The organism is Burkholderia sp. AU32262 (assembly GCF_020419985.1).
GTDB classification, from domain to species: Bacteria; Pseudomonadota; Gammaproteobacteria; order Burkholderiales; family Burkholderiaceae; genus Burkholderia; species Burkholderia semiarida.
Genome location: NZ_JAIZRS010000028.1, coordinates 67820 through 78891, shown reverse-complemented (window position 1 = coordinate 78891; position 11072 = coordinate 67820). Strand labels below are relative to the sequence as shown.

Here is an 11072-nt window from a genome sequence, read left to right as displayed (position 1 = left end):
GACTGGTGTTGATGAAGGACGCGCCATCAAGATAAATGCCCGACGGATTCGCGAGGACGAGCTCCGCCCGGGAGCCGGCGATCTCCAAAGCGCCACGAATTTGGGAAGGATTCGGACTGTTGACCTGATTGACGATGATCCGCGCGGCCTGCCCGGCGCCGAAGTTCGGGTTGCCGTTGATCCAGCCCGCCTGCTGGGTCTGAACGATCGTCGGCGAGTTGTTCAGGATCGCGCCGGCCTTTTGTACGTCGAACTGATTGTAGGTATTGACCGATACGCCGGCGCCCGAAGGCTTGGCCACGTTGACCTGCGGCAAGCCGTTCGGTGTCTGGATCACGTGGGTGCTCGTGCCCGGCGTCGGCACGATCTGCGCACCGGACAGCGCAGGGACCATGCCGAGCGCGGCGGCGCCTGCCATCACAACGCGAGCGCCAGACATTACCGACCGTCGTCGCGCGCGTGCTTCACCCGTTTCAGATTTCCCGTCGGTGGTTGCCGTGTCCGCGACGGCGACCACCATACCCCGAAGCCTGGAATACACCAGGCGGTGCGTATTCTTGTTCATTGGTCTCGACGCGGCCTGCGTCCATTCGTTAGATTAATTGTGCGCGAGCTTAGCAAAACCCCGAAAGGGAACTGTCAAGAAGTGCTAAACCGTTGGCCATGAAAGACAAATTTCGCTTTTCGGACCCGTCCAATTGACAGCGCACGTCGCGGAAGTACGCGGGGAAATCAGCGAGGCTTTAGAACGTGCCGACGTGTATCCCAACCATGGTCATTTTTCGGTGAATATCTGATCCCGCGATATACGACGAGCCAACTCAGCCGCCTGCCGCCCGCGGAGCGCGACGCCGCTAGCCCAGGGCTCCGCCTGAAACGGTACGGACCGCCGTTGCGGAGAGGGCGGCAGGAGCCGCCCGAAACCCGCGCCTCACCGCCCGATCGGCAACCCCGTCGGCTCGATCCAGCCGAGCTTGTACGCGATCAGCAGCGACAGAAACAGCGTGACCGACAATCCGACGCGCGCGGCGAGCGACCACGCCATCCGCTTGGACTTGCCGCGATCGTGATTCATGAAGTACAGCGCGAAGATCAGGCTCGCGATGATCATCGCGAATGCCACAGAAACCAGCAGGGTTTTCATTGCCGTTGCCTTTGAAGATCCGAATCGGCCTGAATCAGTTCGGCCAGTTTTTGCCGCTCGTCGGCGACGCCGCCGACGCCCGACGCCGGCCAGTCCAGCGCGACGCCGTTGCCCAGCGAATCGCGCACGAGCGTCTGGTAGCGCCGGTCGTTGATCGTGCCGTGCGCCATCGTGTCCGAGATCTCGCGCCGGAACGGCAGCGGGAAACTCGCGTACGCACGCGACAGCGCCGCATATTGTCTCGCATCGATCTCTTTCGACGATGGAATGACGGTCCAGACCACCACGGCGACGATGGCCGTGAACGGGATCGCCGTGTAGCGAAGGATGAACTTGATCGGGGTCATGAAGCGGTGGGCAGAAGTGATCGGCGCCGCGCGGCGGCGAAACAGCCGGCCGGCGGCGCCTTCCGTCATTGTACTGAATGCGCCATCCGGCCAACAGAGTATGATAATGACATTATCATGTCCATCACATGATTCGACAGCCGCGGCATCCGGTGCAAGCGGGGGGCCCGCCACGCCCTCCGGCACCGGTTTTCCGCCTGTACCCGCGAATCCGCGACGATCGAGCGAAGCCCTTATGCCAGCGCAGTACTTTCGAAACCTGACCGGAAAACACCGCAGTGCGACCGCGAACCGCCAGCTCGGGTTTTCGCTCGCGTTCGTCGCCGGCGCGGCCAATGCCGGCGGCTTTCTCGCGGTCAAGCAATACACGTCGCACATGAGCGGCATCGTGTCGGCGATCGCCGATCAGACGGCCCTCGGCGACGTGCGGCTCGCGCTCGCCGGCATCAGTTCGCTGGGGGCGTTCCTGATCGGCGCCGGCTGCTCGGCGATCCTCGTCAACTGGGGCCGCCGCCGCGGGCTGCACAGCCAGTTCATGCTGCCGCTGCTGGTCGAGGCCGCGCTGCTGTTGCTGTTCGGACTGCTCGGCAGCCACCTCGCGCTGTGGGAAACGTTCTTCGTGCCGGTGACCGTCACGCTGCTGTGCTTCATCATGGGGTTGCAGAACGCGACGATCACGAAGCTCTCCGGCGCGGAAATCCGCACGACGCACGTCACGGGCATCGTGACCGACCTCGGCATCGAGCTCGGCAAGCTGTTCTACTGGAACCGCTCGGCCATCGAAGTCGACGCGCACGCGGTAATCGCCAACCGGTCGAAACTGCGGATTCACGCGACGATGCTCGCGTCGTTCTTCGTCGGCGGCCTGGCCGGCGCGATCGGCTTCAAGCACGTGGGTTACGTGTCGACCGTGCCGCTCGCCGCGGTGCTCGTCACGCTCGCCGTCGTGCCGGTGATCGACGATCTGCTCGCGCTGGTGCGCAGCAAACGCTGATCGTGCGGCGCTTGCCGCGGTAACGCCGAAAACGGATCGATTATAATTTGATTAACATATCGACCACCCTCGCCCCGTCATGGAAACGAAAACCGCCCGCCTGACCGTCCTGATCGATCCCGCGAAGAAGGAAGCCTTCGAGATGCTCTGCGCGGAGCAGGATCTTACGCCGTCGCAAGTCGTGCGGCAGTTGATCCGCGACTATCTCGACCGGCACGGCGTCACGTACAAGACCCGCAGCGCGATCGGCAAGCGCGTGAAGTAAGCACGGCCGCACAGGCCGAGCGCGGCCCGCCCCTCTCGGTACGGCTACGCGCCGATCTCCCAACGTTCGTGCGACTGCGCGCGCCAGACCAGCCGCCGCGAATCGATGCCCTCGCCGTGCTTCATGCGTCTCGCGGTAGCGGCCAGCTTCAGTTCACCGGCCTGCGGGCACGCGAGCGCCCGCTCCAGCAGGATACGCAACGACGGCAACCGGCTGCCGTCCTTCCATGCGAATGCAACGAAGTTGTTGTCGTCGCCGCACGGCACCAGCGCATACGACGAACCGAATACCGATCGCAACTGCTCGAGGTGCTGCGGCAATGCAGGATCGTCGTCCATGAAGTTGATCGCGAGCACGCCGGATTCGCTCAGGCGTGCGCGGCACGCATCGAGAAAAGTGGCACCCGTACAGCGGCCGCGCATGCCGTCGGCGACGAACGCATCGTGCAGGATCACGTCCGTGCGGACGTCCGCCCGCTCCAGATGATCCGCGCCGTCGGCGCACACCACGGTGAAGCGCGCATCGTCGGCAGGAATCCTGAACGTGTCGCGCAGCGCGATCACGTCGGGATTGATCTCGACCGCATCGATCGTCGTGCCGGGCAGGTGGCGGTAGCAGTACTTCGCGAGCGACCCGCCGCCGAGCCCGAGCATGCAGATGTGTGCGGGCTCGGCCAGCAGCAGCAGGAAGCCCATCATCACGCGCGTATAACCGAGTGCGAGCCGCACCGGATCATGCAGCGACATGAAGCTCTGGGTGCCGAAATGATCGAAGTGCAGCGAGACCGCGTGCTGCGTCTCCAGCACGAACGGCCGGCCGTCGTTCAGCGGCGTCGCCAGGAACCTGACGAACGCGTCGTAGGCAGTGCGATCCTCGGCCATGTGCGGGTAGTCGAATGAAAAAGACAGCGGCTGAAAACGCGGATGCAACGGTCGCCTGACCGTGCGCTCAGACCTTCTTCAAGTAGCACGCCTTCAGCATGAAGCCGCCCATGTCGGTCTTGCAGTCGACTTCGTGATCGCCGCCGACGAGCCGGATGCTCTTGACCTTGGTGCCCATCTTCAGCGTGATCGACGAACCCTTCACGCGCAGGTCCTTGATCAGCACGACCGAATCGCCGTCTGACAGCACGTTGCCGTTCGCGTCCTTGACGACGTCGCCCGCCGGTTCGTCACCGGCGTCGGCGCCGGCGTCGGCCGACCATTCGTGGCCGCAGTCCGCGCACACGGTCAGCGCGCCGTCGGGGTAAGTGTTTTCCATCGCGCATTGCGGGCAGGCGGGGGCATTCATTGCAGCTTCCATTCGGGAGGAGTTCGGGTCGGTCGACGATGCCGGGCGAGCAGGTTGCGCGCCCGGATACGCCGAGACTCGCCCGCCGGCAACGCCGCGGGGCCGGCATCGGCGCACACGGCATTATAATGTAATTCACATGATCTGGCCGATGCATTATAATCCCCCACTTTCCGACAATCCGCGAATTTGAATACGCCTTTGCAGCGGATGTCGGCATGTTCGCGCCGAATGGCGCGTACAATGCACCCGGCCGGCACCCGCGCCCCTGCGGGAATTCGTGACATGCCAGCCGCCCGATGTCCGCTACACGTGCGTAACCCTGCATGTCGCGCGCCGCCCCGCCCACTTGTCCGGAGGCTTTCCAGCATCGTGGCAACCGTTGTGTACGTTGAAATCGGCCCCGCATGGAACCGCAATCGCGGCCGCGCCGCGCGCGATGCGACCGTCGACGCGGCACGCCGCTTCGACAGTGACATCCAGTTGATCGCGAACGGGCACGGCAGCAATGCAAAAGACAGCGGCGCGATCGCGTCGCTGCAGGTTCACGGCGGCACGTCGGCCCAGGTGCTCGCCACCGGCCCCGACGAGGAAGCGGCGCTGCACGCGCTGCTGCCGTTGTTGCAGGCAAGCTGATGCTTGCACCTCCTCCCGTCCGGCCGTGTGCCGCCCACCCCGAAACGCCATTTCCCGAGGAAGCCATGAACGATACGCTCACGTCCAACACCCCCAACCTGTCGGCCTCCGCGATCTGGGCGCTCGAACGCCTCGCCGATGTTCGCTACGGCCGCGATGCGCCGGCGCTCGGCTGGTCGATCGCGCGGGAGCTCGTCAACGCCGGGTTCGTCAGCCATCCTCCGCACGGCCGCTCCGGCGCATCGATCACGGCCGAAGGGCGCTCGTTCCTGAAAAGCCGCAAGTAACGCCGTCCGGCACGGGCGCGATCCCGCATTGCGCGCAGCACGCGGGCGCGGCGATGACCACCGTCAGGAAGCAGGCCGACCGCTCGCCGCGGTCGGGATTCGCTACAGGCGTTCGCTACACGGCCACGAACGGCCGCATTCATCGAACGCCCCGCGCGATGCACCCGACCGCGACGTCGGCACGCGAGCCGGTCCGCGCGGGCACCGCCGGCCGGCGCCGTCCGCGCGATGCGCCCGCATGCCCCGATGCGGGCGGGGAATTGCGTCCACGTCGCCGTTTACGCGGTATCGTACGAGACCCGAGCGCGGCGCCCTGCGTCGCCGCCCCTTCCTCATGGAACGCCCGATGACATTCAGCGCCGTGCCCCCCCCGTCTCGTCTCCGCCCGTTCTCGACACGCCCCGTCTGATCCTTGAAGGCCACCCGCTCGGCGACTTCGACGCACTCGCCACGATGTGGGCGGAACCGGGCGTCGTCGCGCACATCTTCAACGGCGCGCCTTCCACGCCGCGCGACTCGTGGATGCGCATGCTCGCGTATCGCGGGCTGTGGTCGCTGCTCGGCTATGGGTACTGGGCGATTCGCGAAAAGGCGTCGGGGCGTTACGTCGGCGATCTCGGCTTCGCGGATTTCCACCGCAACATCGACCCGCCGATCCGCGGCGTGCCGGAAGCCGGCTGGGCGCTGGCGACGTGGGCGCAAGGCAACGGCTATGCGACCGAGGCGCTCGCGGCCGCGCTCGCATGGCTCGACGCGCAACAGCGGTTCGAGCGCAGCGTGTGTCTGATCGCGCCGACCAACGTCGCGTCGATCCGGGTCGCGGAGAAAGCCGGGTACGGCGAGCCTCAGCGCATCCGCTTCAACGACGCCGATTCATTGATGTTTTCACGCAAGAGCCGGTAGGCGCGTCGAACCGGCGGCCAAGTCAGTCGGCGACCGGTTCGTAGCGATGCATGAAGAGGCCGTCGTCCATCGGCCAGCAGTTGCCGGATTCGTCGCGCACGATCCAGTCGCCCGGCTTCACGGATCGCCAGCCTTCCGGCGTCGCGATCGCCCACAGGCCGTGACGGCGCTCTACCCGTTCATGGTCGCCCTCGGCGAACCACCGTGTTGCATCGATCTGACTGGCGCGTTCTCTGAATTTCATGCCATCACCAAAGGAAACGGATTTCAGTGTCGCGTGGCCGCGGCGCCGGCATCGAGCGACCGCTGCCGCGTCCTCAGCGCGTTCGTTGCCGTGCGGGCTGCGTGCAGCGCCATCCAGCCCTCCGCGATGAGCGCCTCGAGCGTGTCGCGCGCGACGGTGGAAATCCGGACGTCGATCTCCTGCACTTTCATCAGCGCCGACACGACCTCGTCCGGTTGATCGGGTGCAAGCGCAACGATGAACGCCGAACGCGTCTCGGCGGCCCGGACGGCCTCGCTCCAGTCGGCGCGCGCCACCGCCGCTTCGATCGCATGCGTGAGTGCGTCGAGACTCTGGACGACTTGCAACGGCGTCATTTCGCTTCCCCCGTCAGTAATCGATAGCATCCGCCCGACTGCCCATCGGAGCCGGCGCGGCGGCGACCCGACTCGCGCGTGAGCGACATGACTCGACGCTTCGCCGAGACCGGTAGCCGATACGATCGCGAAACAGGCGCAATGCGCGACGCGCGGATCAGGTGTGTGGATTGTAGGGAGCGGAACGCGGCGACGTCGGTAATATTTTGTAATGATATGTCGACTAACCTTGCCTGGCCTGGTGTCGGGCGGTGCGCGACGTCGAAGTGGCGCAAACGTTTTCGTCTGACGGATGCGCGGGCGCGCATCGTCCCGAGCGCCGCACCGGCTCTCGCATCGAACCGTTTCAGCCTCACGCGCGGCCCCGCGTCGCTTGCCCCGCGCGTTTCCTCTGATGGCGGCGATTGGCGCGCAGATAAGCTCACCGAACGATCCAGATTTCCCCACATTCCATCGGAATGTTGCGCAGTATCATCCACGTCGCTTCGGCCACGACACGCTCGGACTGGGCCTGACCGCTCGCCACCTTCCCGTTTTGCCCCTTCGTTTAGCGATGCCCATCCGAATCCTGATCGTCGAAGACGACGTCCCGCTGTCCGCGCTGATCGCCGAGTACCTGCGCACGCATCATTACCAGGTGGACACGCTGTGCGACGGCGCCGGCGCGGCAGCGGCGATCGTCGGGAGCCGCCCCGACGTGGTGCTGCTCGACGTCAATCTGCCGGGCAAGGACGGCTTCGAGATCTGCCGCGCGGCGCGCATCCAGTACGACGGCATCGTGATCATGGTGACGGGTCGCGACGAGCCGTTCGACGAATTGCTCGGCCTGGAACTGGGCGCGGACGATTTTCTCCGCAAGCCGCTCGAACCGCGTCTGCTGCTCGCGCGAATCAAGGCGCAGTTGCGGCGCACGCGCGTGCCGGCGGGCGACGCCGTGCAGGCTTCGCCGCAGCGATACGTGTTCGGCAAGTTCTCGATCGACCGGGCCGATCGCCGCGTGCATCTGCCCGACGGCAGCATGCCGCGCCTGACGTCGACGGAATTCGATCTGCTGTGGGCCCTCGTGTGCCGCGCGGGCGAGGTGGTGAGCCGGGAAGACCTGACGCTGCTGCTGCGCGGCATCGCGTTCGACGGCCTCGATCGTTCGATCGACGGCCGCATCTCGAAGCTGCGCCGCAAGCTGCGCGACGACGCGAACGAACCGAAACGGATCAAGACCATCCGCTCCAGGGGCTATCAGTTCAGCAAGCACGCATGGGATTGAGGCCGCGCGCGGGCCGCCGGACGGCGTTGCGCGAGCGCGGCACGCGATGCCCGCCGCGCGCGCGAGGCTACTGCGCGCGCGCCGTGCCGGTATCCTCATTCGCGGCCGGCCCCGCCTGCCAGCCGCCGCCGAGCGCCTTGTACAGCGCGACGAGGTCGGTGGTCGTCTGCAACGCGCCCTGCTCGGCCTGCTGCCGGCCCTCCGACCATTGCCGCTCGGCATCCAGCACGTCGAGGAACGGCGACAGGCCCTTCCGGTAGCGATCGCGCGCGAGGTCCAGCGCGCCCTGTTCGGCCTTCACCGCGTCGTCGAGCGCGGCCGCGCGCGCCTGGTCGGTGCGGTACACGGCCAGCGCATTGTCGACGTCGCGCAGCGCGACGAGCACGGCTTGCCGGTACGCGAGCGCCGCTTCGGCCTGGCGCGCCTGCGACAGCCGCAGGTTCGACACGAGCGCGCCGCCGGAAAAGATCGGCAGCGACACGGCCGGCCCGAACGCGTAGAACAGATGCGACCAGTGCGCGAGCTCGCGCACGTGCGACGCGCGCAGGCCGACCTGCCCCGTCAGCGAAATGTCCGGATAGAACTGCGCGACCGCGACGCCGACGTCGGCGGTGGCCGCATGCAGTTCGGCCTCCGCACGGCGGATGTCGGGGCGCCGGCGCGCGAGCGTCGACGGCAGGCCGACCGGCACGGTCGGCGGCACCGCCGGCAACGCGCGCGGGGCGGCCAGCCAGTCGTCGAGCGCGCCCGGCGCCCCGCCGACCAGATAGGCGAGACCGTTGCGCAGCAGCACGATCTGCTGGTCGAACTGCGGCAGTTGCGCGCGGATCTGCGCGAGCCGCGCGTCGGCGCTGCGCACGTCGAGATCGCTCGCGAGGCCGTGCGCGGCCTGCTCGCGCGTCAGGTCGAGCAATTCGCGCTGCGCGCGTTGCAGGTCGTCGGCCAGCGCGCGCTGCGCTTGCGCGCCGCGCAGTTGCAGATAGGTCTGCGCGACTTCGGCCTCGAGCGACAGCAACGCGTCGTCGCGGCTCGCGACCGCGGCACTCGTCTGCGCGCCGGCCGCTTCGACCGAGCGGCGCACGCGGCCGAACAGGTCCAGTTCCCACGATGCGTCGAACCCGGCCTGCCACAGGTTGACCGGCGATTCGAGGGCATCGAGCGCGCCGCGCGCACCTTGCTGCACGCTTGCTCCGGTGCCTGGCCCGAACCGGTCGAGCGGTGAGCCCGGCGCGCCGAGACGATCGACGCGCTGGTCGATGCCCTGCTCCTCGACGATGCCCTTCAGGCCGAGCTGCTCGCGCTGGTAGCTCGCGTTCGCGCGCACGTTCGGCAAGCCCTGCGCGGCGGCCGCGCGCACCTGCGCGCGTGCCTGCGCGATGCGCAGCACGGCCGCCTGCACGTCGAGGTTGTCGTGCGCGGCGCGCTCGACGAGCCGGTCGAGCAGCGGATCGCCGAACGCGCGCCACCAGCGCGGATCGGGATCGGCGTCGATCGTGGGCGACGACCGCGCGGCCACGCCGGATGCGGGAGACGCCGCCTGCCCGTCCGCCTGCATCGCATGCCAGGTGGCCGGGACGTCCGCTTGCGGCGGCTGGTAATCGGGGCCGACGGTGCAGCCGGCGATGATCGTCGTCATCGCGCCGCACACGATGCGGCGAATCAGGCGGTGGCTGCGATTGTCGCGGCGCATGCGCATGTCAATGCCCTCCCGCGCCGCGCGCGGCCTTCGCCGGCGAGAACAGGAACGTCAGCGGAATGCTGAACGCGCAGAACACCGCGAGGATCGCGAACACGTCGATATACGCGAGGATCGTCGCCTGCGAGACGAACGTTTCGTAGAGCCGGCCGGTCGCGGTCTGCAACGCGGCCGGCGGCGGCGCGCCCGTCAGCGCGCCGATCGCGCGCGCGTTCTCCCGCAGCGCATCCTGGAAGTTCTGCGACAGCGTCGACATGTGCGTGGACAGGTGCGCCATGCGCGCCTGCGTGCGCTCGCGGATCAGCGCGGTCGACACCGAGATGCCGATCGAGCCCGCGACGTTGCGGAACATCGTGAACAACGCGGACGCGTCGTCGTTGAGCCGCCGCGGCACGGTCAGGTACGCGAGCGTCGTGATCGGCACGAACATGAAGCCGATCGCGAGCGACTGCGCGCACCGGATCATCACGAGGTGCGTGTAGTCGATGTCCGGCACCAGCATGCGCGAATAGATCAGCGCGCCGCACAGCAGCACGAAGCCGAACCCGACGAGATAGCGCGTCTGCACGTGCGGCATCAGCCGGCTCACGAGCGGAATCTCGAGCGTGATCAGCAACGCGCCGGGCGACAGCACGAGCCCCGCGAGCGTCGCCGTGTAGCCGAGATGCTGCTGGGCGAGCTGCGGCACGATCACCGCGCTGCCGTACAGCACCGCCGCGAACGTCGCGATCGTCACGCAGCCGAGCGCGAAATTGCGGTCGCGCAGGCACGACAGGTCGACCACCGGTTTCTTCGTGCGCAGCAGCCACAGCGTCGCGCCGATCAGCCCGAGCGCGGACAGCACCGCGAAGACGCGGATGAAGGTCGAGCCGAACCAGTCCTCGTCCTCGCCGCGATCGAGCATCACCTGCAGGCAGCCGAGCCCGATCGCGATCAGCCCGATGCCGATGTAGTCGATCGAGATCCCGCGCTCGGCGCCGCGCCGCCACGGCGGATCCTCGACGAGCTGCATCACCGCGAGCACGGTCAGCGCGCCGATCGGCACGTTGAGCAGGAACACCCCGCGCCACGAGAAATGGTCGGTGATCCAGCCGCCGAGCGTCGGCCCGAGCACCGGCGCGACGACGATCGCGATCGCCGAGATCGAGAACGCGCGGTTGCGCTGCTCGGGCGGGAACGTATCGAGAATGATCGACTGCTGGTTCGGCTGCAGCCCGCCGCCGAACAGCCCCTGCAGCACGCGGAACACGATCAGTTCGCCGAGGTTGGTCGCGACGCCGCACAGGAACGAGCACACGGTAAACGCGGCGATGCACAGCAGGAAGTAGCGCTTGCGGCCGAGCAAGCGCCCGAGGAAGCCCGAGATCGGCAGCACGATGCCGTTCGCGACGAGGTACGACGTGAGCGTCCAGGTCGCCTCGTCGTAGCTCGCCGACATCGTGCCGGCGATGTGCGGCAGCGCGACGTTGACGATCGTCGTGTCGAGCACCTCCATGAACGCGGCGAGCGTGACGACGATCGCGATGAGCCACGGGTTCGCGGCGGGGCGCCATGCGCCGCCGGACGCGCCGCCGCGGTCGGGCGGCCGGTTCATCGGCGGGCCTCGCGAGGCGGGAACGGCATGCGGGTATCGGGCATCGGATCGC

The 11072-nt window shown here is 67.4% G+C and carries 14 protein-coding genes and 1 pseudogene; 6 read left to right on the top strand and 9 right to left on the bottom strand.

Annotated features, from left to right (window positions below; translation table 11 throughout):
• From LGN10_RS27525 to LGN10_RS27515, 3 genes are all read right to left on the bottom strand, one after another.
• Positions 1-565, bottom strand: a 565-nt coding sequence (locus tag LGN10_RS27525; RefSeq protein ID WP_226225683.1) for a filamentous hemagglutinin N-terminal domain-containing protein, incomplete at its 3' end; no start/stop codon positions are given.
• A gap of 366 nt (positions 566-931) precedes the next feature.
• Entirely contained in the window at positions 932-1144 is a 213-nt protein-coding gene (locus LGN10_RS27520) for a twin transmembrane helix small protein (RefSeq protein WP_006489184.1), read from the bottom strand.
• Complete coding sequence (locus LGN10_RS27515; protein WP_060310533.1) at positions 1141-1491, bottom strand: hypothetical protein; 351 nt, start codon at positions 1489-1491, stop codon at positions 1141-1143. Before LGN10_RS27515 ends, LGN10_RS27520 begins: the two co-directional genes overlap by 4 nt.
• 235 nt (positions 1492-1726) lie before the next feature.
• On the opposite strand from LGN10_RS27515, the gene LGN10_RS27510 reads away from it, so the two are divergent.
• Entirely contained in the window at positions 1727-2485 is a 759-nt protein-coding gene (locus LGN10_RS27510; protein ID WP_226225679.1) for a YoaK family protein, read from the top strand.
• Positions 2486-2564: 79 nt separating this feature from the next.
• Entirely contained in the window at positions 2565-2750 is a 186-nt protein-coding gene (locus tag LGN10_RS27505; protein WP_059575126.1) for a ribbon-helix-helix protein, CopG family, read from the top strand.
• A gap of 44 nt (positions 2751-2794) precedes the next feature.
• Here the strand turns inward: LGN10_RS27505 and LGN10_RS27500 are convergent, their stop codons facing one another.
• Together LGN10_RS27500 and LGN10_RS27495 are read right to left on the bottom strand one after the other, a co-directional pair.
• The gene (locus LGN10_RS27500) at positions 2795-3631 is read right to left on the bottom strand and encodes a spermidine synthase (protein WP_226225677.1); all 837 of its coding nucleotides are present in this window, start codon (positions 3629-3631) and stop codon (positions 2795-2797) included.
• Positions 3632-3698: 67 nt separating this feature from the next.
• On the bottom strand, positions 3699-4052 hold the full coding sequence (locus LGN10_RS27495) for a zinc ribbon domain-containing protein YjdM (protein ID WP_395129223.1): 354 nt from the start codon (positions 4050-4052) through the stop codon (positions 3699-3701).
• A gap of 360 nt (positions 4053-4412) precedes the next feature.
• Here LGN10_RS27495 and LGN10_RS27490 point away from each other — a divergent pair, with 360 nt between their 5' ends.
• From LGN10_RS27490 to LGN10_RS27480, 3 genes and pseudogenes are all read left to right on the top strand, one after another.
• The gene (locus LGN10_RS27490) at positions 4413-4676 is read left to right on the top strand and encodes an HPr family phosphocarrier protein (RefSeq protein WP_059575122.1); all 264 of its coding nucleotides are present in this window, start codon (positions 4413-4415) and stop codon (positions 4674-4676) included.
• 65 nt (positions 4677-4741) lie between these two features.
• Entirely contained in the window at positions 4742-4963 is a 222-nt protein-coding gene (locus LGN10_RS27485; protein ID WP_059575120.1) for a hypothetical protein, read from the top strand.
• A gap of 334 nt (positions 4964-5297) precedes the next feature.
• Positions 5298-5866 (top strand): annotated as a pseudogene (locus tag LGN10_RS27480) (GNAT family N-acetyltransferase).
• A gap of 22 nt (positions 5867-5888) precedes the next feature.
• On the opposite strand, the gene LGN10_RS27475 reads toward LGN10_RS27480, so the two are convergent.
• The gene (locus LGN10_RS27475; protein ID WP_226225675.1) at positions 5889-6110 is read right to left on the bottom strand and encodes a hypothetical protein; all 222 of its coding nucleotides are present in this window, start codon (positions 6108-6110) and stop codon (positions 5889-5891) included.
• 23 nt (positions 6111-6133) lie between these two features.
• A complete protein-coding gene (locus LGN10_RS27470) occupies positions 6134-6466 on the bottom strand; it encodes a hypothetical protein (RefSeq protein WP_226225674.1) in 333 nt (110 codons plus the stop codon).
• 553 nt (positions 6467-7019) lie between these two features.
• Here LGN10_RS27470 and LGN10_RS27465 point away from each other — a divergent pair.
• A complete protein-coding gene (locus LGN10_RS27465; protein WP_226225672.1) occupies positions 7020-7730 on the top strand; it encodes a response regulator in 711 nt (236 codons plus the stop codon).
• Positions 7731-7797: 67 nt separating this feature from the next.
• Here LGN10_RS27465 and LGN10_RS27460 read toward each other — a convergent pair whose 3' ends face one another.
• A complete protein-coding gene (locus LGN10_RS27460) occupies positions 7798-9426 on the bottom strand; it encodes an efflux transporter outer membrane subunit (RefSeq protein ID WP_413227165.1) in 1629 nt (542 codons plus the stop codon).
• Between the two features lies 1 nt (position 9427).
• Positions 9428-11020: a DHA2 family efflux MFS transporter permease subunit gene (locus LGN10_RS27455; protein ID WP_226225670.1), complete on the bottom strand. Its 1593-nt coding sequence runs from the start codon at positions 11018-11020 to the stop codon at positions 9428-9430.
• Between the last annotated feature and the right edge of the window lie 52 nt (positions 11021-11072).

Excerpts from the sequence above, each read along its gene's own strand:
- LGN10_RS27460 (WP_413227165.1), bottom strand. The coding sequence starts at position 9,426 with ATGCGCATGCGCCGCGACAATCGCAGCCACCGCCTGATTCGCCGCATC.
- LGN10_RS27515 (WP_060310533.1), bottom strand. The coding sequence starts at position 1,491 with ATGACCCCGATCAAGTTCATCCTTCGCTACACGGCGATCCCGTTCACG.
- LGN10_RS27520 (WP_006489184.1), bottom strand. The coding sequence starts at position 1,144 with ATGAAAACCCTGCTGGTTTCTGTGGCATTCGCGATGATCATCGCGAGC.
- LGN10_RS27500 (WP_226225677.1), bottom strand. The coding sequence starts at position 3,631 with ATGGCCGAGGATCGCACTGCCTACGACGCGTTCGTCAGGTTCCTGGCG.
- LGN10_RS27505 (WP_059575126.1), top strand. The coding sequence starts at position 2,565 with ATGGAAACGAAAACCGCCCGCCTGACCGTCCTGATCGATCCCGCGAAG.
- LGN10_RS27475 (WP_226225675.1), bottom strand. The coding sequence starts at position 6,110 with ATGAAATTCAGAGAACGCGCCAGTCAGATCGATGCAACACGGTGGTTC.
- LGN10_RS27470 (WP_226225674.1), bottom strand. The coding sequence starts at position 6,466 with ATGACGCCGTTGCAAGTCGTCCAGAGTCTCGACGCACTCACGCATGCG.
- LGN10_RS27455 (WP_226225670.1), bottom strand. The coding sequence starts at position 11,020 with ATGAACCGGCCGCCCGACCGCGGCGGCGCGTCCGGCGGCGCATGGCGC.
- LGN10_RS27465 (WP_226225672.1), top strand. The coding sequence starts at position 7,020 with ATGCCCATCCGAATCCTGATCGTCGAAGACGACGTCCCGCTGTCCGCG.
- LGN10_RS27495 (WP_395129223.1), bottom strand. The coding sequence starts at position 4,052 with ATGGAAGCTGCAATGAATGCCCCCGCCTGCCCGCAATGCGCGATGGAA.
- LGN10_RS27510 (WP_226225679.1), top strand. The coding sequence starts at position 1,727 with ATGCCAGCGCAGTACTTTCGAAACCTGACCGGAAAACACCGCAGTGCG.
- LGN10_RS27485 (WP_059575120.1), top strand. The coding sequence starts at position 4,742 with ATGAACGATACGCTCACGTCCAACACCCCCAACCTGTCGGCCTCCGCG.